General features: G+C 64.3%; 22 protein-coding genes. 15 read left to right on the top strand and 7 right to left on the bottom strand.

Translation table 11 applies throughout. The annotated features are described in order from the left end of the window. Positions 1-71: 71 nt before the first annotated feature. The 5 genes from ccmA (at position 72) to YY7_RS0128660 (ending at position 2,960) form a co-directional block, all read left to right on the top strand. On the top strand, positions 72-674 hold the full coding sequence (ccmA, locus tag YY7_RS0128680) for a heme ABC exporter ATP-binding protein CcmA (protein WP_028166226.1): 603 nt from the start codon (positions 72-74) through the stop codon (positions 672-674). Then, a complete protein-coding gene (ccmB, locus tag YY7_RS0128675; RefSeq protein WP_028166225.1) occupies positions 671-1,339 on the top strand; it encodes a heme exporter protein CcmB in 669 nt (222 codons plus the stop codon). Before ccmA ends, ccmB begins: the two co-directional genes overlap by 4 nt. Before the next feature lie 72 nt (positions 1,340-1,411). Continuing rightward, entirely contained in the window at positions 1,412-2,143 is a 732-nt protein-coding gene (locus YY7_RS0128670) for a heme ABC transporter permease (RefSeq protein ID WP_028166224.1), read from the top strand. Next, a complete protein-coding gene (gene ccmD / locus YY7_RS0128665; protein ID WP_028166223.1) occupies positions 2,140-2,322 on the top strand; it encodes a heme exporter protein CcmD in 183 nt (60 codons plus the stop codon). The genes YY7_RS0128670 and ccmD overlap by 4 nt, the downstream gene beginning before the upstream one ends. A 44-nt stretch (positions 2,323-2,366) precedes the next feature. Further along, positions 2,367-2,960 (top strand): DsbE family thiol:disulfide interchange protein, encoded by a 594-nt coding sequence (locus tag YY7_RS0128660; RefSeq protein WP_028166222.1) that lies wholly within the window; start codon positions 2,367-2,369, stop codon positions 2,958-2,960. Positions 2,961-3,119: 159 nt separating this feature from the next. On the opposite strand, the gene YY7_RS0128655 is transcribed toward YY7_RS0128660, so the two are convergent. Continuing rightward, positions 3,120-3,722: a septation protein A gene (locus YY7_RS0128655; protein WP_028166221.1), complete on the bottom strand. Its 603-nt coding sequence runs from the start codon at positions 3,720-3,722 to the stop codon at positions 3,120-3,122. Continuing rightward, a complete protein-coding gene (gene ftsY / locus YY7_RS0128650) occupies positions 3,722-4,660 on the bottom strand; it encodes a signal recognition particle-docking protein FtsY (protein ID WP_028166220.1) in 939 nt (312 codons plus the stop codon). The genes YY7_RS0128655 and ftsY overlap by 1 nt, the downstream gene beginning before the upstream one ends. 48 nt (positions 4,661-4,708) lie before the next feature. Between ftsY and YY7_RS0128645 the strand changes: the two genes are divergently transcribed. Then, positions 4,709-5,410 (top strand): RluA family pseudouridine synthase, encoded by a 702-nt coding sequence (locus tag YY7_RS0128645; RefSeq protein WP_028166219.1) that lies wholly within the window; start codon positions 4,709-4,711, stop codon positions 5,408-5,410. A gap of 138 nt (positions 5,411-5,548) precedes the next feature. Here the strand turns inward: YY7_RS0128645 and mtaB are convergent, their stop codons facing one another. Both mtaB and dapF read right to left on the bottom strand, forming a co-directional pair. After that, positions 5,549-6,859: a tRNA (N(6)-L-threonylcarbamoyladenosine(37)-C(2))-methylthiotransferase MtaB gene (mtaB, locus tag YY7_RS53145; RefSeq protein WP_051396985.1), complete on the bottom strand. Its 1,311-nt coding sequence runs from the start codon at positions 6,857-6,859 to the stop codon at positions 5,549-5,551. Between the two features lies 1 nt (position 6,860). Next, complete coding sequence (gene dapF, locus YY7_RS0128635; RefSeq protein ID WP_028166218.1) at positions 6,861-7,739, bottom strand: diaminopimelate epimerase; 879 nt, start codon at positions 7,737-7,739, stop codon at positions 6,861-6,863. Positions 7,740-8,043: 304 nt separating this feature from the next. On the opposite strand from dapF, the gene YY7_RS0128630 reads away from it, so the two are divergent. Continuing rightward, positions 8,044-8,757 carry a GyrI-like domain-containing protein gene (locus YY7_RS0128630; RefSeq protein ID WP_028166217.1) on the top strand — a complete coding sequence of 238 codons (714 nt, stop codon included), beginning with the start codon at positions 8,044-8,046 and terminating at the stop codon, positions 8,755-8,757. A 20-nt stretch (positions 8,758-8,777) separates the two neighbouring features. Beyond that, positions 8,778-9,473 (top strand): SIMPL domain-containing protein, encoded by a 696-nt coding sequence (locus YY7_RS0128625; RefSeq protein WP_028166216.1) that lies wholly within the window; start codon positions 8,778-8,780, stop codon positions 9,471-9,473. A gap of 48 nt (positions 9,474-9,521) precedes the next feature. On the opposite strand, the gene YY7_RS0128620 is transcribed toward YY7_RS0128625, so the two are convergent. Continuing rightward, positions 9,522-10,586, bottom strand: coding sequence for an MBL fold metallo-hydrolase (locus YY7_RS0128620; protein ID WP_028166215.1), 1,065 nt, complete (start codon positions 10,584-10,586; stop codon positions 9,522-9,524). Positions 10,587-11,053: 467 nt separating this feature from the next. Between YY7_RS0128620 and ffh the strand changes: the two genes are divergently transcribed. The 7 genes from ffh (at position 11,054) to YY7_RS0128580 (ending at position 17,177) form a co-directional block, all read left to right on the top strand. Then, positions 11,054-12,601 carry a signal recognition particle protein gene (gene ffh, locus YY7_RS0128615; RefSeq protein WP_028166214.1) on the top strand — a complete coding sequence of 516 codons (1,548 nt, stop codon included), beginning with the start codon at positions 11,054-11,056 and terminating at the stop codon, positions 12,599-12,601. 139 nt (positions 12,602-12,740) lie between these two features. After that, positions 12,741-13,073 (top strand): 30S ribosomal protein S16, encoded by a 333-nt coding sequence (gene rpsP, locus YY7_RS0128610; RefSeq protein ID WP_028166213.1) that lies wholly within the window; start codon positions 12,741-12,743, stop codon positions 13,071-13,073. A gap of 18 nt (positions 13,074-13,091) precedes the next feature. Further along, a complete protein-coding gene (gene rimM, locus YY7_RS0128605) occupies positions 13,092-13,637 on the top strand; it encodes a ribosome maturation factor RimM (protein WP_028166212.1) in 546 nt (181 codons plus the stop codon). Between the two features lie 158 nt (positions 13,638-13,795). Then, positions 13,796-14,509, top strand: a complete 714-nt coding sequence (gene trmD, locus YY7_RS0128600; protein ID WP_028166211.1) for a tRNA (guanosine(37)-N1)-methyltransferase TrmD — start codon at positions 13,796-13,798, stop codon at positions 14,507-14,509. A gap of 107 nt (positions 14,510-14,616) precedes the next feature. After that, positions 14,617-15,006, top strand: a complete 390-nt coding sequence (gene rplS, locus YY7_RS0128595) for a 50S ribosomal protein L19 (protein ID WP_028166210.1) — start codon at positions 14,617-14,619, stop codon at positions 15,004-15,006. A gap of 456 nt (positions 15,007-15,462) precedes the next feature. Then, the gene (leuC, locus tag YY7_RS0128585; protein WP_028166209.1) at positions 15,463-16,869 is read left to right on the top strand and encodes a 3-isopropylmalate dehydratase large subunit; all 1,407 of its coding nucleotides are present in this window, start codon (positions 15,463-15,465) and stop codon (positions 16,867-16,869) included. Between the two features lie 98 nt (positions 16,870-16,967). Continuing rightward, positions 16,968-17,177 carry a hypothetical protein gene (locus tag YY7_RS0128580; RefSeq protein WP_028166208.1) on the top strand — a complete coding sequence of 70 codons (210 nt, stop codon included), beginning with the start codon at positions 16,968-16,970 and terminating at the stop codon, positions 17,175-17,177. Between the two features lie 239 nt (positions 17,178-17,416). Here the strand turns inward: YY7_RS0128580 and YY7_RS53140 are convergent, their stop codons facing one another. Further along, positions 17,417-17,731: a hypothetical protein gene (locus tag YY7_RS53140; protein ID WP_035691155.1), complete on the bottom strand. Its 315-nt coding sequence runs from the start codon at positions 17,729-17,731 to the stop codon at positions 17,417-17,419. A gap of 134 nt (positions 17,732-17,865) precedes the next feature. After that, a partial coding sequence (locus YY7_RS0128570; protein ID WP_028166207.1) for a transposase occupies positions 17,866-18,143 on the bottom strand: 278 nt, incomplete at its 5' end.

Raw genomic sequence — 18,143 nt, 5'->3', positions numbered from 1 at the left:
CCCCGCGACAAACGCGAAGCGTCTGCGCGGCGATCGTGCTTGGACAGATCTAGAGGGCCGTGAAGGGCATGATGCGGCTCTCGGGACAAAACTTGCGATGCGTGCGGGGCGGCCGCGAAGTGTTTTCCGGATTAGGCTTTGCAGCATCATCGGGCGAAGCGCTTGCCATCACCGGCCCCAACGGCTCGGGCAAGACCTCGCTGTTGCGCGTGATCGCCGGCCTCTTGGTGCCGTCGGACGGCTCGATCACGCTCGATGGCGGCGAGGCCGAACTGACGGTGGCCGAGCAGGCGCACTATCTCGGCCATCGCGACGCGCTGAAGCCGGGCTTAAGCGTGCTCGAAAATCTTTCCTTCTGGCGGGATTTTCTCGGCGGCGAATCGGATGACGCCGGCCGATGCCTCGCCTCCGTCGGTCTTGACCATGCGACCCATCTGCCCGCCGCCTACCTCTCCGCTGGCCAGCGCCGACGGCTGTCGATCGCGCGGCTGCTGGTCGCGCGACGGCCGGTCTGGCTGCTGGACGAACCGACCTCCGCGCTCGACACCAAAGGCCAGGACCTCTTCGTCACTTTGATGCGCGATCATCTCGCAGGCGGCGGCATCCTGATCGCCGCCACCCACACCCCGCTCGGCATCGATGTCAGGGAAATGCGCATGGGGGCTGGGTCATGACCGCGCTCTCGGCACTGATTCGGCGCGACATCCGGATTGCGCTGCGCGTCGGCGGCGGCGCGCTGATCGGCGTGTTGTTCTTCCTCACCGTCACCGTGCTGATGCCGTTCGCGGTCGGGCCGGACCTCGCGCTGCTGACGCGGCTGGGACCCGCGATCCTCTGGCTCGGCGCGCTGCTGGCGAGCCTTCTGACGCTGGACCGGCTGTTCATGGCCGACCACGAGGACGGCTCGCTGGATCTCATCGTGATGAGCCGGACGCCGCTGGAACTCGCCTGCGCGGCGAAGGCGCTGGCGCATTGGCTTGCCGCCGGCCTGCCGTTGATCGTGGCAACGCCCGTGCTCGGGCTGCTGCTCAATCTCGATGGCACCGCGACCTTGGCGGTGGCGCTGACGCTGCTGGCGGGCACCCCCGCGCTCACCTTCACCGGCATGATCGGGGCGGCGCTCGCCGTCACGTTGCACCGCGGCGGGCTGCTGCTGGCCGTGCTCGTGCTGCCGCTATCGATTCCCGTGCTGATTTTCGGCGTCGCGGCCTCGCAAGCCGCGATTATGGGCCCATTGTCGTTCGGAACCCCGTTCTCGATCCTGTGCGCGCTGTCGCTGGTGAGTTTCGTGGTCGGGCCTTTTGCCGCAGCCGCCAGCCTGCGGCATGGGCTGGATTGAGGTCAATCAACTCTTCACGAGAGGTTTTGGGCCAATTGCTTGCGACGCCGGCCGCGACTATCAGAGAAAGCCATGAGCCTGATCGACCTCGCCAACCCCACGAAATTCCTCGCGCTGACCGCGCGCGTGCTGCCGTGGCTGGCGGGCGCGACCGCGATCCTGCTCCTGATCGGGCTCTACCAGTCCGCGATGGCGCCGGACGATTACCAGCAGGGCGCGACAGTCAAGATCATGTTCATCCACGTGCCGAACGCGTGGCTGTCGATGTTCGTCTGGGGCATCATGAGCATCGCCTCGCTCGGCACGCTGGTCTGGCGACATCCGCTCGCTGACGTCGCGGCAAAGGCTGCAGCCCCGATCGGCGCCGCCTTCACCTTCCTCGCCCTCGTCACCGGCTCGCTATGGGGCCGGCCGATGTGGGGGACCTATTGGGAATGGGACGCGCGGCTCACCTCGGTGCTGATCCTGTTTTTGATGTATCTCGGCCTGATCGCGCTGTGGCGCGCGGTGGAGGATCCCTCGCGCGCGGCGCGCGCCGCCGCGGTGCTGACGCTGGTCGGCGCGATCAACATCCCGATCATCAAGTTCTCGGTCGACTGGTGGAACACGCTGCACCAGCCGGCATCCGTGATCCGGATGGGCGGGCCGACGCTGGATAATGCCTTCCTGATTCCGCTCCTGGTGATGGCGATCGCATTCTCGCTGCTGTTCATCACGCTGCACCTGGCGGCGATGCGGAACGAAATCCTGCGCCGCAGGGTGCGCAGCCTGCAGATGATGCAGGCCAATCAAAAGGCGGCATGATGGCAGCGCTCGGCCCCTACGCCTCCTTCATTGCGACATCCTACGGGCTGGTAGCAGCCGTGGTGGTGCTGCTGATCGTCTGGATCTTTCTCGACTACCGCCAGCAGACGGCGCGGCTGCGCGAACTCGAGGCCAGCGGCATTGTCAGGCGCTCCGGGCGCAGCGCGGCGGAGATCTAGAGCATGATCCGGAAAAGGGGAAATCGGCTTTCCGAAAAGATCTCATGAGCGAACCCATTGCCGAAACCGCGCCGCGGAGCCGGCGCTGGCTGGTGGCGCTGCCGCTGGTGGTCTTTGCCGCCCTCGCCGCGCTATTCCTGCTGCGGCTCTATGGCGGCGATCCCTCGAGGATTCCATCGGCACTGATCGGCCGGCCGGCGCCGCAAACCGCGCTGCCCGCGCTCGAAGGGTTGACCAGAGATGGCGCGCAGGTGCCCGGACTCGATCCCGCCGCCTTCAAGGGCAAGGTCAGCCTCGTCAATGTCTGGGCGTCCTGGTGCGTGCCGTGCCATGACGAAGCGCCGCTCTTGACCGAGCTCGCCAAGGACAACCGGCTGCAGCTCGTCGGCATCAACTACAAGGATGCGCCCGATAACGCCCGCCGCTTCCTCGGCCGCTACGGCAATCCGTTCAGCATCGTCGGCGTCGACGCCAACGGCCGCGCCTCGATCGAATGGGGCGTCTATGGCGTGCCCGAGACCTTCATCGTCGGCCGCGAGGGCACCATCGTCTACAAGCTAGTCGGGCCGGTGACGCCGCAGAATTTCGACAGCGTGCTCAAGGTCGAGATCGAGAAGGCGCTCAAAGCCGGGACGTAGCTTTCTCCGTCATTCCGGGGCATCGCGCAGCGATGAACCCGGAATCCATTCCACCACTTGCGCCTGCCGCCCGATGGATTCCGGGCTCGTGCGGAGCCTGTCATCGGGCCGCGCCTCGCGCGGACCCGTTGGCACGCCCCGGAATGACGAGTGGCGGGATTATCCCTTACTCACGTCCCCGGCCTCCGCCTCGCTCCGCTCCAGTGAGACCGGCTCGAGCTGGTAGCGCTTGATCAGCGGCATCTGGGTGACGGCAAACAGCATCGTCAGCGGCACCATGCCGAACACCTTGAAGGTGACCCAGAAATCGGTGGTCTGGGTGCGCCAGACGATCTCGTTCACCACGGCCATCGCCAGGAACCACAATGCCCAGCGGAAGGTGAGAATGCGCCAGCCGTGCGGGGTGAGGTTGAACATCTGGTCGAACATGATCGCGATGAAGGAGCGGCCGAACAGCAGGCCGCCGCCCAAAATCGCGGCGAACAGCGTGTAGACGATGGTCGGCTTCATCTTGATGAAGGTCTCATCATGCAGGATCAGCGTCAGCGTGCCGAATACGACGACAACCACCGCCGTGACGATCGCCATCAAGGGCACATGCCGCGTCACGAGGTAAGCTGCGATGATCGCAATCACCACGGCCACCATGAATACGCCGGTGGCGATGAACAGGTTCGACTTGGCGTTGACGAAGAAGAAGATGAGCAGCGGACCAAGCTCGGTCGCGAGCTTGAACAGAGGATGCGGTGCTTTCTTGTCCATTACTCGATCCCTGCGATCGCCCTGGCGAAATCGCGCGCGGTGAAGGGGGCAAGATCATCGACGCCTTCGCCGACGCCGATGAAATGCACCGGCAATTTGTGTTTCTCCGACAGCGCCACCAGAATGCCGCCCCGTGCGGTGCCGTCCAGTTTCGTCATCACGAGGCCGGTGACGCCAGCAGTACGGTGAAAGGCCTCGACCTGCGACAGCGCATTTTGTCCCACCGTGGCGTCGAGGACCAGGAGCACCGCATGCGGCGCCGTGGCATCGACCTTCCGGATCACGCGCACCACCTTTTCGAGCTCGTTCATCAATTCGGCTTTGTTCTGCAGCCGGCCGGCGGTATCGATCAGCAGCACGTCGAGCTTCTGCTCCCTGGCCGCGCTGAGCGCATTGAAGGCGAGGCTTGCGGAATCCGACCCCTGCGCGCCGGCGATGACGGGAGATTTCGTCCGTTCGCCCCAGATCTTGAGCTGCTCGATCGCGGCGGCCCGGAAGGTGTCACCGGCGGCCAGCATTACCTTGCGGCCTTCGGCGGAAAACTTCGCCGCGAGCTTGCCGATGGTCGTGGTCTTGCCGGAGCCGTTGACGCCGACCACGAGGACGACGAATGGTTTTTTCGCCGCATCGATCTCGAGCGGCTGGGCCACCGGCGCCAGCACCTTCTCGACCTCGGTTGCGACCACGGCCTTGACCTCGTCGGCGGAGATCTCCTTGTCATAGCGTCCGGCGCCGACGGCGTCCGCGATACGCACGGCGACATCGGTGCCGAGATCGGCGCGCAGCAGCACATCCTCGATATCATCGAGCATGGCGCGGTCGAGCTTGCGCTTGGTGACGAGGCCGGCAACGGCAGTGCCGATCGAACTCGAGGTCCGCTTCAGCCCGTTGGAGAGCCGCTTCCACCAGCTCAGTTTGGGTGCAGTGGTATCGTTCATGGCACGGGTGTGTTAGCCGTTTCGCCCCGCAAACGAAAGTCTCGACGCGTGAACGATGTTCCACAATTGACGCCGGCGGAAATCGAGGCCCGCGTGCTCCATCGCGATGGCTTGATGCTGGTGATCGACAAACCGGCCGGAATTCCGGTGCATCGTGGCCCAAAAGGCGGCGCCAACCTGGAAGCCTCGTTCGACGCGCTGCGTTTCGGCCTGCCGCGGCCGCCGGTGCTCGCCCATCGGCTGGACCGGGACACCTCGGGCTGCCTCGTCCTTGGGCGGCATCGCAAGGCGACCGCCTCGCTTGGCCTGTTGTTCAAGCACGGCAAGATATCAAAGACATATTGGGCCGTGGTCGAAGGCGGACCTGCCGAAGAGCAAGGCACGATCGATCTGCCGCTCGGCCGCAAGAACGCCGAACGCGGCTGGTGGCAGAAGCCGGACCCGGAAGGTCAAAAGGCCGTGACAAACTGGAAGGTGCTCGGCCGCGGCGACAGTCTTGCCTGGCTCGCGATGGAACCGGTCACCGGCCGCACCCATCAATTGCGCGTGCACGCTTCCGCCATGGGCTGGCCGATCTTTGGCGACAACATCTACGGCAACGGCCCGCGCTTCGGCGAGCCGCGCCTGCATCTGCACTCGCGCGAATTGGTGATCCCGATCTCGAAGAACAAGGACCCGGTGCGAGTAGTCGCGCCGGCGCCGGAGCACATGCACGAGCGGCTGCGGGCGTGCGGGTGGAATGGGGAGTAGAGTAAGAGAACAACACGATCGCGGCGCCAGTTGATGCGCCCTCGCCCCTTGTGGGAGAGGGCAGCTCCGCAGCGGGCAGCGAACTCACCAGGGTGAGGGGTTCTATCCACAAACACCGGCGCCCGCGGAAACAACCCCTCATCCGGCGTGGACTGCGTCCACGCCACCTTCTCCCACAAGGGGAGAAGGAAGAAGCCTCGCACCATCGTGGCCACTGATCGCAAGCGCCCGCACCGCGCCCGGCGTTTCGCCACTGATCGCGACCGGCAGGAAGTGCTCCGTGCGGCCTTGCCTGTCGCTCTCGATCAGGACCCGACGCGTCGTGCCGATTTCGGCGGCGAGCCGCTTGCGCAACGCCGCGTCGCCCACGGCGCGCAGTCGTCGCGCACGTTCCTTGATCTCTCCGCCTGCCACCTGCGGCATCCGTGCCGCCGGCGTGCCGGGGCGCTTGGAATACGGAAACACATGCAGGAAAGTAAGATCGCATTCCGCGACCAGATCCTGCGAGCGCGCAAACATCTCTTCCGTCTCGGTCGGGAAGCCTGCGATGATGTCGGCGCCGAACGCCATATCCGGCCGCAGCCGCCGTACCTGCGCGCAGAACTCGATCGCGTCCTGACGCGAGTGCCGCCGCTTCATCCGCTTCAGGATCAGATCGTCACCGGACTGCAGCGACAGATGCAGATGCGGCATCAGCCTGTTATCGTCAGCGATGACATCGAGCAGGTCGCGGTCAGCCTCGATGGAATCGATCGAGGAAATGCGCAGGCGCTGCAACTCCGGCACGTGCTTCAGGATCTGCCGCGTCAATGTGCCAAGCTTGGGCGTGCCCGGCAGGTCGGCGCCATAGCTCGTGAGGTCAACGCCCGTCAGTACGATCTCGACATGGCCGCGTTCGACCAGCGCACGGACCTGATCGACCACCGCGCCCATCGGTACCGAACGCGAATTGCCGCGGCCGAACGGGATGATGCAGAAGGTGCAGCGATGGTCGCAGCCGTTCTGCACCTGCACGAACACCCGCGGCAGGCCCTTCTGAAAACCTTCCAGCAGATGCGGCGCCATTTCCCTGACCGCCATGATATCGGCGACCGCGATCTTCTCGCTCGCCGCCACACTAAGGCCCGCATCGAACACCGCGCGTGCATCATGCCAGGCTGCGCTTCGCGTCTTCTCATCATTGCCGATGACGCGATCGACTTCCGCCATGTCAGCGAACATCTGCGCTTGGGTCTGCGCCGCGCAGCCGGTGACGACGATGCGCGCTTCGGGGCGCTCGCGCTTCAACCGGCGGATCGATTGGCGCGCCTGCGCCACCGCCTCATTGGTAACCGCGCAGCTATTGATGACGATGGTGTCGGCAAGGCCGGCATTGTCAGCCTCGTGCCGGATCAGCTCCGATTCGAACGCATTCAGGCGACAGCCGAAGGTGATGACGTCGACGGTCATCTCAGGTGACGCTGGCGCTGGCGAACAGCGCAGGATCGAAGCGGCCTTCATATTCGAAGGTCGCCGTCCCCGTCATCAGCACGTGGTCGTCGCGCTCGCGCCATTCGATATTGAGCTTGCCTCCGGGCAGCGTGATCTCGACGGTACGACTGGCGCGCTTCAGCCGCGCCGCCGCCACCGCGGTCGCGCAGGCGGCCGAGCCGCACGCCTTGGTCAGGCCCGCCCCGCGTTCCCAGGTCCGGATCGTGATGTGGTCGGCATCGACGATATGGGCGAGCGTGATGTTGGCGCGCTCCGGAAAGATCGGATGATTTTCCAGAAGCGGCCCGAAGCGGGAAAGGTCATAGGCGTTGACGTCTTCCACCCAGAAGATCGCGTGCGGATTGCCCATGCTGACGACCGAGGGCGAATGCAGGATCGGCGCATCGATCGGTCCGATCTGCAATTCGATATAACGGGTGTCGCGAAACTCCTCGGCCAGCGGAATGTCCTGCCAGCCGAATTTCGGCGTGCCCATGTCGACGGTGTAGAGATCGGGCGCCGGGCCCTGCCAGCAATTGAGCAGCCCCGCCCGGGTCTCGAAGGTGGCGGCGGTCTGCCCGGTCTTCTCGAACACACGGCGCACCACGCAGCGCATGCCATTGCCGCAGGCGCCGGCTTCCGAGCCATCATTGTTGTAGATCTTGATAAAGGCTTCCGTCCCCTGCAGCCGCGGCGGCTGCAGCACCATGAGCTGGTCGTAGGGCACGCCGGCCGCACCGGCCACCGCGCGGGCGTCCTCCGGCGCTACCTGAGCCTTCGAATCACGCATGTCGACCACGACGATCTCGTTGCCGATACCGTTCATCTTGGCGAATGCGTGGTTGGCGAGCGCGCTCATGGAATTTCCCAATTTATGCCTGCCTTATATGGCGAATGACGCCGAATTGGCCAGAGCATGGTCCGGACCCGGAAGGTGGCGCCCCGTGCAAAGCGGCGTCCATTTCCGAAAAAGATCCCGCTCAGACAGAAAGATGCAGCGGAATGATGTCGCGAAACGACGCTATTTATTCCGCACCCGCGGCCGCCCATGGCACAAGTGTCATGGGACGAAAGCGGAACTTGCGTGTTAGGACTATCGCGCCTTGCGGACGTCAGCCGGGACAAAAAGGCGGCCGCTCGGGATGGGGATGGAGAATATCAAGATGATTCGATTCAATGGTTTCCGCGGCACATTGGTCGCATTGGTCCCGATAATCGCTATTGCCTGGGGCAGCGTGGCGCTGGCGCAAGCGCCGGCTCCAGCCGCCTCGCCTTCGCCGGCGCCTTCGGCCTCGCCGGTGCCGCCTGCGCCCGCCCCCACTCCCGCGCCGCCGCCGGCCGAGACCAAATCGCCGGCCGACGCCCCTTCAACTGCCCAGAGTCCGACGCCCCCGGCCTCCGCGCCGGTCCAGACGGCCGACCCCTTCGGCGAGGAGTTCACGCTGGAGCCGAAGAAGGTTGTCATGGTGAAGGGCAACGCCAACTGGGACTCGGCCTTCGACTCCCTGACCGATTCGCTGAAGGCGCTGACGGCGCTGCTTGAGAAGCAGAACATCAAGCCGACAGGCAATGCGATGATCGTCTACACCTCGACCGATGACACCGGCTTCACCTTCATCGCGGAAATCCCTGTCGACCAGGAGGTGAAGAACCTCGGCAAGAACATGAGCATGGGCAACTCGCCTGACGGCAAAGCCTTGAAGTTCGTCCACCGCGGATCCTACGACAATATGGACAACACCTACGAGGCGATCACCAATCACCTCGACGACAAGAAACTCGAAGCAAAAGACACCTTTATCGAGGAATACACCACCGATCCGCTCAAGACGGCGGAAGACAAGCTGGTGATCAACGTCTACGTCCCCCTGAAGTGAACTGAAGTGAAGTGAAGCGAATGAAACAGCTCGTTGCCCTCGCGGCGCTGGCGCTGGCGGCATCGCCTGCCCTGGCGCAGACGGTCCCGCCTCCTGCGATTTCCGTCAACGGCGAAGCCACCATCTCGGCAGCGCCCGACCAAGCCGAGATCGACGCCGGCGTAACCTCGGAAGCCAAGACCGCGCGCGAGGCGTCCGACATCAACAACGCCGCAATGGGCAAGGTGCTGCTGGCGCTGAAAGGCGCCGGCATCGATGAGAAGGACTACCAGACCTCGCGATTGTCGCTGCAGCCGCAATATCCCACGACCCAAAGCCGGCCGGGGCCGGCAACGATTTCCGGCTATCGCGCCACCAATCGCGTGATCATCAAGGTGCGCGACATCACCAAGATCGCGGGCCTGATCGATGTCCTGGTTGGCGCCGGCGCCAATGAGATCGGCGGTATCGGCTTCTTGGTCTCGCAGGCGTCAAAACTGCTCGATGACGCACGCGAAAAGGCCGTCGCCGACGCGCGTCGCAAGGCGGAAATCTACGCCAGGGCGGCCGGCGTCACGCTTGGCGATGCACTCAGCGTCACGGAAGGCGGACCGCCGACGCCCCTCTTCCGCGGCAAGATGGCCGCGCCAATGGCGGCATCAGCTCCCGTCGCGCCGGGCGAGGAGACGCTGTCGGTCTCAGTGAACGTGTCCTGGGCGATCAAGCCGAAGCAATGAGCAAGCCGAACAGATGAGGCTGTCGTCCCGGGCTCGGCCGGGACGACGTTAGATCTCGAACACCTGTCCCGGCTTCAGCACCGCGAATTTATCGCGCGGCACTTCCGCCTGGTCCAGCGCCTCGCCAAGCGCGATCACCGGCGCATCGATGGCCTCATCGGTGAGCTGGAAGGTGCCATGGTGATGCGCCAGGGCCTGCGCGGCGCCGCAATCGGCCAGCGCCTTCACCGCATCTTCCGGATTCATGTGCTGGTCACGCATGAACCAGCGCGGCTCATAGGCGCCGATCGGCAGGATCGCGAGGCGCAGCGGGCCGTGCGCCTCGGCGACACGGCGAAAATGGCCGCCATCGCCATAGCCGGAATCGCAGACGATGTAGAGTTTGCCGACCGGCGTCTCCAGCACGAAGCTCGCCCACAGCGCCTTGTTGCGGTCGAGCAGCCCGCGCGCCGACCAGTGCCGGGTCGGCACCAGCGTCACGGCGAGGCCGTTGCCAAGCTCGACACGATCCTGCCAGTCGAACGCTTCGGCTTTGATCGCGCGATCCGCCTCGCGCATGGTGACGTCGTTGCCGAGCGGCGTGATCACGCGCGGCGAGAACTTCGCCGCCAGCTTCGACAGCGTCGCGATATCGAGATGATCGTAATGGCCGTGCGATACCAGCACGACATCGATCTCGGGCAGCGCCTCGAAGGCGATGCCGGGATCATTGCGTCGCTTCGGTCCCGCCCAGGAGAACGGTGAGGCGCGCATCGACCACACCGGGTCGACCAATATATTGAGACCGGCGGCCTGGATCAGCCAGCTCACATGGCCGACAAAGGACAGCCGCACCTTGTCGCCCTCGACCCGCGGCGGCGGCGTATCGGCGTGAGGACTTGGCACCCAGTCCGGCCAGGTCACGCGCTTCCGCTCGCCGTCGAACTGCCAGCGCAGCACCTCGGCCAGTTTCTTGGGCGGCGCGCCGTGAGGATCGAAGAAGCGCAAGCCATCGAAATGATCGGAGACGGGGCCGTCATAGGTCTTCATGCGGTCAATCCAAGCAGACGGCACGCCCACTACGGCGGCGGTACCGGCGAGCAGTCCAAAAATGCGGCGACGGGTGATGGGCACGGGCCTGTATCACGGATAGTGACGTGGGAATTTATATGGCGGTGAGTACATAAATTGGAACCGATGACCGAAACATAAGTACTTTCATGTCTTTACGGGTTCAATTCGGATCACCTCACCCGACTTTTCCTTGACTTTCGGCCTCGGTGGGGGTTTAACGCTGCCACTTTCTCGGAAAGATCGTTCTTTTCGACCCGCCGACCGGCCCCTCGAGACCGGAGGCCAACGCCCGACAGCGCTGTGCGCCCTCGGGCGCGAAAGTGTTTGGAAGACCGTCTTTTGGCAGATCGTCTTGGCGTTCTGCGTCGGGACACCTAGGTGGTCATCACCCGCGAAGGCGGGTGATCCAGTAGCCGGCCGCGTTCGTTTTGATGCGAGGTCCCGGCGTACTGGATACCCCGCCTTCGCGGGGTATGACGGACTAAAGAGTCTAAGGCAGCGCCTGTAACAGGCAAAGGACAACGGCATTGTTCGACAATCTGTCGGAAAAGCTTGGTGGCATCCTTGATCGGCTGACAGGGCGCGGTGCGCTCACCGAAAAGGATGTCGACGCCGCGATGCGCGAAGTGCGCCGCGCGCTGCTCGAGGCCGACGTCGCGCTCGAGGTTGTCAGGAGTTTCACCGAGCGCGTGCGCGAGCAGGCGGTCGGCGCCACCGTCGTCAAGTCGGTCACGCCAGGCCAGATGGTGGTCAAGATCGTCCACGACGAGCTGGTCGCCACGCTCGGTTCCGACGGCCAGACCATCGACCTCAACACGGTGCCGCCGATTCCGATCATGATGGTCGGCCTGCAGGGTTCCGGTAAGACGACCACCACCGCAAAGCTCGCCCGCCGCATGGTCCAGCGCGACAAGCGCAAGGTGCTGATGGCTTCGCTCGACGTCTATCGTCCGGCGGCGATGGAGCAATTGGCCGTGCTCGGCCGCGACCTCGACATCCCGACGCTGCCGATCGTCGCCGGCCAGAAGCCGCCGCAGATCGCGCGGCGTGCGATCGAGGCCGGCAAGCTCGGCGGCTATGACGTCGTGCTGCTCGACACCGCCGGCCGCACCACGCTCGACGAAGAGATGATGCAAGAGGCGGCCGAGATCAAAGCCGCCACCAATCCGCATGAAGTGCTCCTGGTCGCGGACTCCCTGACCGGCCAGGACGCCGTCAATCTCGCGCGCTCGTTCGACCAGCGCGTCGGGCTGACCGGCATCGTGCTGACGCGAGTCGACGGCGATGGCCGCGGCGGCGCCGCGCTGTCGATGCGCGCGGTGACCGGCAAGCCGATCAAGCTGATCGGTACCGGCGAAAAGACCGACGCGCTGGAGGACTTCCATCCGAGCCGCATCGCCGGCCGCATCCTCGGCATGGGCGACGTGGTGTCGCTGGTCGAGCGTGCCGCCGCCAACATCGATGCCGAGAAGGCCGCGCGCACCGCCGAGCGGATGCGCAAGGGCCAGTTCGACCTCAATGATATGCGCGAGCAGCTCATGCAGATGGCGAATATGGGCGGCATCAGCGGCCTGATGGGCATGATGCCCGGCATTGCTAAGATGAAGAACCAGATCGCCGCCGCCGGGATCGACGACAAGATCCTGAAGCGCCAGGTCGCGATCATCGATTCGATGACGCGGCAGGAGCGCAAGAACCCGGACATCCTCAAGGCCAGCCGCAAGAAGCGCATCGCTGCGGGCGCCGGCCAGAACGTCGAGCAGGTCAACAAGCTGCTCAAGATGCACCGGAACATGTCCGACATGATGAAGGCCATGGGTTCGGGCAAACGCGGCCCGCTCGCCGGCATCGCGCAGGCGATGGGTTTTGGCGGCAGCATGAAGCCACCTTCGCCGGAAGAGATGAAGGCGTTGGCCGAGAAGATGCAGGGCGCGCCCGGTGGCGGCCTGCCAAACCTGCCGAAGGAACTCCCCGTCGGGCTGCGCCAGGGCCTGCCGAACGTGCCAGGGCTCACCGGCCTCAGCGGCAAGCCGACACTGCCGGGCCTCGGCGGCTTTCCGGGGAAGAAGAAATGACCTCTCTCGTCATTGCGAGGAGCGAAGCGACGAAGCAATCCACGCCTCCACATGCGGCGCTATGGATTGCTTCGCTTGCGCTCGCAATGACGGCGTAACTGACCAACATCCAAATCAAACCATTCATCAGGAGAACTAAATGTCTGTCGTTATCCGTCTTGCGCGCGCCGGCACCAAGAAGCGTCCGGTCTATCACGTCGTCGTCGCCGACTCGCGCTTTCCGCGCGACGGCCGCTTCATCGAGCGGCTCGGCCACTTCAATCCGCTGCTGCCGAAGGACAGCGAGGCGCGGCTGAAGCTCGACATGGACAAGGTGAAGGCCTGGCTCGCCAAGGGCGCGCAGCCGTCGGACCGCGTCACCCGCTTCCTCGATGCGGCCGGCGTCGTGAAGCGCGCGTCGCGCAACAACCCGGAAAAGGCCGTGCCGCGCAAGGAGCGGAAGGCCCAGGCCGAAGCCGCCGCGAAGGCGTAAGCTTTTCGGCGCACGACGGTGTCCACACCGGTTTGCGTCGCTCGGATCGGCGCTGCGCATGGCGTGCGCGGCGCCGTTAAGCTTTGGACCTTCACCGAAGACCCGCTGGCCGTGAAGCATTACGGCCCGCTGACGACCAAGGACGGCACGCGCCAGTTCGAGGTCGCGCATGTCCGCGAGGCGAAGGATCATCTGGTCGCGACGTTCAAGGACGTATCTACGCGCGAAGAGGCCGAGCGGCTGAACGGGCTTGAGCTCTACGTTCCGCGCGAGCGATTGCCCGAAACGGACGACGACGAATACTACCACGCTGATCTGATCGGCCTTGCCGCTGTCACGACCGCCGACCAGCCGCTTGGCAAGGTCGTTGCGATCCATAATTTCGGCGCCGGCGACATCATCGAAATCGCACCGCCGCAGGGCGCGACCATGATGCTGCCGTTCACCAACGCGGTAGTGCCGACCGTCGACCTCTCTGGCGGACGGGTGATCGTCGAATTGCCTGAAGAGATTGAGGGCGAAGATTCATCCCAAGGTCGTCCCCGCGAAGGCGGGGACCCATAACCACGGCTGTCCGTCGTTGCGTTCGCTGGTGCTCCCGCTAAGCACACCATAGGTTTCTGTGGTTATGGGTCCCGGCCTTCGCCGGGACGACGAATGACCTCCACCAGGTCAAGATCTCGACCTCACGGCTGCGGCACCCGAACGGAACCCGATGACCGATGACCATATGGCGCTCCACCGTCCTGACCCTGTTCACGGAGATGTTTCCCGGGCCGCTCGGCGTCAGCCTTGCCGGCAGGGCACTCGCCTCCGGGCTATGGGCTCTGGAAACGCGGGACATCAGGGATTCTGCGATCGACAGGCACCGCAGCGTGGACGACACCCCCGCCGGCGGCGGGCCGGGCATGGTGCTCCGTGCCGACATCCTGGCCGCCGCCATCGATGCCACCGAGATCGCGCCGAACCGGCCACGGCTCTTAATGAGCCCGCGCGGTCGGCCACTGACCCAGTCCCTGGTTGCGGAACTCGCGTCCGGCCCAGGTCCCCTCATCGTCTGCGGCCGTTTCGAGGGAGTCGATGAGCGGGTAATCGAGGCGCGCGGGCTCCAGGAGGTCTCGATCGGGGATTATGTGCTCTCGGGCGGAGAAATCGCCGCCATGGCCCTGATCGACGCCTGCGTGCGGCTGTTGCCGGGGGTGATGGGCAAGCAGGCCTCCGGGGAAGACGAAAGCTTCTCCGAAGGACTACTGGAATACCCTCAATTTACCCGCCCGCAGGAGTTCGAGGGCCGGCCGATCCCGGAAATCCTCACGTCGGGCGATCATGCCAAGGTTGCAGCTTGGCGGCAGGCCCAATCCGAGGCTCTGACCCGGGTCAGGCGGCCGGACTTGTGGGCCGCGCGGCACGGCACAAAAAACACGACAGACGGGTGACAAAGCCTCCGCTTTGCCTTATAGGAGCGCCCAAATCCGCAATCAGGATAGACCGAATTCTTGCGCAGCCCGCGTCGGTGCTGGGCGCGCCTCCGATGGAGATTTCAATGAACCTCATCCAGCAGCTCGAAAAAGAGCAGTACGACAAGCTCGCTGCGACCAAGCAGATCCCGGAATTCGCGCCCGGCGACACCGTGATCGTCAACGTCAAGGTGGTCGAAGGCGACCGCACCCGCGTGCAGGCCTATGAAGGCGTCTGCATCGGCCGTTCGGGCTCCGGCCTCAACGAGAGCTTCACGGTGCGCAAGATCTCCTATGGCGAGGGCGTGGAGCGCGTCTTCCCGGTGATGTCGCCGATGATCGACTCGATCAAGGTGGTGCGCCGCGGCAAGGTGCGTCGCGCCAAGCTTTATTATCTGCGCGGCCTGCGCGGCAAATCGGCCCGCATCGTCGAGAAGCAGGACAAGCAGGATCGCGCCGCCGCGGTCAACGAGTAATCCCATCCGACCAACTCGGATGCGACCAAGAGCGCGGGGCCGGTCCCCGCGCTTTTTTTGTTACCGCCGTCACAGCGGACCCAACTGCTCATCCCTCATCCCGAGGAGCGCGGAAAGCGCGTCTCGAAGGATGAGGCCCCGCCGGTGGCGCGCTCCTCAGGGTGAAGGTCACGTAATCGCGCATATGGCGCATCCTGACGCGCGTTGAAAGCACTCGCGATTCCGGATTGGCCTGCTATATATTTGTAGAATGGTTCCAGATCAGACCAGCATCGAGCCCATCAAGCGCGTCGTGATCGACGATCGCTCGCGGCTGCCTGGCCGGTTCTTCGGGCGCTTTGCGACCTCGGCGACGTCGGAGCTTACGCGCGCAGCTTGATGCTGCGCCGTCCCTTCGTTTGCCCCGGCGCCTAACCGCGCCGATCCGCTATCACAACATCGCTGGAGCTGATGCTCATGTCCAAACCGACCACCCTGTATGACAAGATCTGGAACGACCATCTGGTGCACGAAGCCGAAGACGGCACCTGCCTGCTCTATATCGACCGCCATCTGGTGCACGAAGTCACCTCGCCGCAGGCGTTCGAAGGCCTGCGCACCGCTGGCCGCAAGGTCCACGCGCCGCAAAAGACGCTGGCCGTCGTCGACCATAACGTGCCGACCACCGACCGCACCAAGCCAAACCCCGACCCCGAAAGCATCGAGCAGATCAAGGCGCTGGCCGAGAACGCCAAGGAATTCGGCATCGAATATTACAACGAGTTCGACAAGCGCCAAGGCATCGTCCACGTCATCGGCCCCGAGCAGGGCTTCACGCTGCCCGGCACCACCATCGTCTGCGGTGACAGCCACACCTCGACGCATGGCGCGTTCGGCGCGCTCGCGCACGGCATCGGCACGTCCGAAGTCGAGCATGTGCTGGCGACGCAGACGCTGATCCAGAAGAAAGCCAAGAACATGCGCGTCACCGTCGACGGAAAATTGCCCGAAGGCGTGACCGGCAAGGACATCATCCTCGCCATCATCGGCGAGATCGGTACCGCCGGCGGTACCGGCTACGTGCTGGAATATGCCGGCGAGGCGATCCGCGCACTGTCGATGGAAGGCCGCATGACCGTCTGCAACATGTCGATCGAAGGCGGCGCGCGCGCCGGCCTGGTCGCGCCCGACGAGAAGGCGTTCGACTTCCTGCGCGGCCGTCCGAAGGCACCGAAGGCCGAGGCCTGGGACGCGGCGCTGCGCTATTGGGAGACGCTGCGTTCCGACGAGGGCGCGCATTTCGATCACGAACTTCGGCTGGACGCAGCGAAGCTGCCGCCGATCGTGACCTGGGGCACCTCGCCGGAGGATGTCATCTCGGTTACCGGTTTCGTGCCAGATCCCGACAAGATCGCGGACGAGGCCAAGCGTCTCTCCAAGCATCGCGCGCTGAAATATATGGGTCTGACAGCGGGCACGAAGATCACCGACATCAAGCTCGACCGCGTCTTCATCGGCTCCTGCACCAACGGCCGCATCGAGGATCTGCGCGCCGCGGCCAAGATCGCTGAAGGCAAGACGGTGAATGCCAACGTCAACGCCATGATCGTGCCGGGCTCCGGCATCGTGAAGGAGCAGGCGGAGGCGGAAGGTCTCGACAAGATCTTCATCAAGGCCGGCTTTGAGTGGCGCGAGCCGGGCTGCTCGATGTGCCTTGCCATGAACCCGGACAAGCTGAAGCCGGAAGAGCGCTGCGCCTCCACCTCGAACCGCAACTTCGAGGGACGCCAGGGCTTCAAGGGCCGCACCCATTTGGTGTCGCCGGCAATGGCGGCCGCCGCGGCAATCGCCGGCCACTTCGTCGACGTGAGGGACTGGCGCTAACCGCCTTCGTTCAACCTCGATCGATCCCGGAAACGCCTCGTTAAGCGACGAGGCGCAAACTTGCTCCTTGCGAATGCATCGTTTCGCAAGGAGCCGGCATGGCCGACAAGCGCGAATATGTCGATATGATCAGCGAGGCGACGCGCCAGAGCCGGCGCCGAACCATGCCGCGCGTGATCGATCCAATGCCGCAGGCGAAAGAGACCTCGCGCCTCAGCCACTGGCCGCCGGACCGCTGGGCGCAATGGCGGGTGGAGAATCTGACGCCGTGGAAGCTGAAGTCCTGGAAGTTCAGGGACTGGGACTGATGCACCGCACCGGTTCGAGAGGTCGATTTCGCGACTGACTTGTCACGCCCGGGCTTGACCCCGGGCCTCCACATCTCCTGCGGTTCGCTGCTACGTGCCCAACGATGATTGCGCCGCGTCAGCGGCGTGTCGTCGCGCATGTTCGGCCGCCCCTGTCACGACGTCAGAGATAACGAAGTGAACACCCTATAATACGAAGCGTGCGACGCGGTCGCCCTCTGCTGGGAGGCTTTCCGTCTTCACCACCACCACGGGTCATGCCGGAAGCCGAATGCGTACGGGACCAGCCTGTCATATGGATATGGTCGGAAGTAGTAAGGCTCCGTGTAAGTGCGAACGTAAGGCTGATAGGGCCTGTAATAGAAGCCCGCATAGGACCGATCAACGTTTCGGTAGTATGGCCTGTAGCGGCGCGCGCTGAGATCCGTGGCTTTGCCTGCGTCGGCCGTTTCCGTGACGATCCGCTGCTGCGCTGCTGCCCTCGTCGTCAGCGACGGCGTTGATGCCAATGCCAATACACCGACGACGAGCGCGATACCGATCCAACTTTTCATGACAGAACTCCTTGAAGCAATCGGGCGGGCGATAAGGAAGCCATCATGCCGATTTCGCGGCCAAAATCAAAACAGGCCCGTTGCTAACGGGCCTGTGCGCTCTGCGTTGAATGCCGCGTGCCTGTTAGAGCGTTTCACGTTTTGATGGAAGCATATCCAGCGTTGGCGAAGTAGTTGCTGCATTCGGTAGGCTGGATCGAGGTGACGAGGTCGCCGAGGTGTCGCCAAATGTCTTCGAGGGTGCGCTTCTGCGCGATGCGCATCCAGTGCTTGATCTTGGCGAAAGTCTGTTCGATCGGATTGAGGTCGGGTGAGTAAGGCGGCAGATACCAGAGTCTGGCGCCGGCGCCTCGGATGATGCGACGCAGAGCAGCCGACTTGTGGCTGCCGAGATTATCCATGATCACGATGT

The sequence above is a fragment of the Bradyrhizobium elkanii WSM2783 genome, from assembly GCF_000472865.1.
GTDB classification, from domain to species: domain Bacteria; phylum Pseudomonadota; class Alphaproteobacteria; order Rhizobiales; family Xanthobacteraceae; genus Bradyrhizobium; species Bradyrhizobium elkanii_A.
This window is presented reverse-complemented; position numbering and strand designations above follow the sequence as displayed.

What these genes read in the sequence shown, in the direction of transcription:
- trmD (WP_028166211.1), top strand. Translation starts at nt 13,796, where the DNA reads ATGACCATATGGCGCTCCACCGTCCTGACCCTGTTCACGGAGATGTTT.
- rplS (WP_028166210.1), top strand. Translation starts at nt 14,617, where the DNA reads ATGAACCTCATCCAGCAGCTCGAAAAAGAGCAGTACGACAAGCTCGCT.
- YY7_RS0128660 (WP_028166222.1), top strand. Translation starts at nt 2,367, where the DNA reads ATGAGCGAACCCATTGCCGAAACCGCGCCGCGGAGCCGGCGCTGGCTG.
- ccmA (WP_028166226.1), top strand. Translation starts at nt 72, where the DNA reads ATGCGGCTCTCGGGACAAAACTTGCGATGCGTGCGGGGCGGCCGCGAA.
- mtaB (WP_051396985.1), bottom strand. Translation starts at nt 6,859, where the DNA reads ATGACCGTCGACGTCATCACCTTCGGCTGTCGCCTGAATGCGTTCGAA.
- YY7_RS0128655 (WP_028166221.1), bottom strand. Translation starts at nt 3,722, where the DNA reads ATGGACAAGAAAGCACCGCATCCTCTGTTCAAGCTCGCGACCGAGCTT.
- leuC (WP_028166209.1), top strand. Translation starts at nt 15,463, where the DNA reads ATGTCCAAACCGACCACCCTGTATGACAAGATCTGGAACGACCATCTG.
- YY7_RS53140 (WP_035691155.1), bottom strand. Translation starts at nt 17,731, where the DNA reads ATGAAAAGTTGGATCGGTATCGCGCTCGTCGTCGGTGTATTGGCATTG.
- rpsP (WP_028166213.1), top strand. Translation starts at nt 12,741, where the DNA reads ATGTCTGTCGTTATCCGTCTTGCGCGCGCCGGCACCAAGAAGCGTCCG.
- ccmD (WP_028166223.1), top strand. Translation starts at nt 2,140, where the DNA reads ATGATGGCAGCGCTCGGCCCCTACGCCTCCTTCATTGCGACATCCTAC.
- YY7_RS0128670 (WP_028166224.1), top strand. Translation starts at nt 1,412, where the DNA reads ATGAGCCTGATCGACCTCGCCAACCCCACGAAATTCCTCGCGCTGACC.
- ccmB (WP_028166225.1), top strand. Translation starts at nt 671, where the DNA reads ATGACCGCGCTCTCGGCACTGATTCGGCGCGACATCCGGATTGCGCTG.
- YY7_RS0128630 (WP_028166217.1), top strand. Translation starts at nt 8,044, where the DNA reads ATGATTCGATTCAATGGTTTCCGCGGCACATTGGTCGCATTGGTCCCG.
- dapF (WP_028166218.1), bottom strand. Translation starts at nt 7,739, where the DNA reads ATGAGCGCGCTCGCCAACCACGCATTCGCCAAGATGAACGGTATCGGC.
- YY7_RS0128580 (WP_028166208.1), top strand. Translation starts at nt 16,968, where the DNA reads ATGGCCGACAAGCGCGAATATGTCGATATGATCAGCGAGGCGACGCGC.
- ftsY (WP_028166220.1), bottom strand. Translation starts at nt 4,660, where the DNA reads ATGAACGATACCACTGCACCCAAACTGAGCTGGTGGAAGCGGCTCTCC.
- YY7_RS0128625 (WP_028166216.1), top strand. Translation starts at nt 8,778, where the DNA reads ATGAAACAGCTCGTTGCCCTCGCGGCGCTGGCGCTGGCGGCATCGCCT.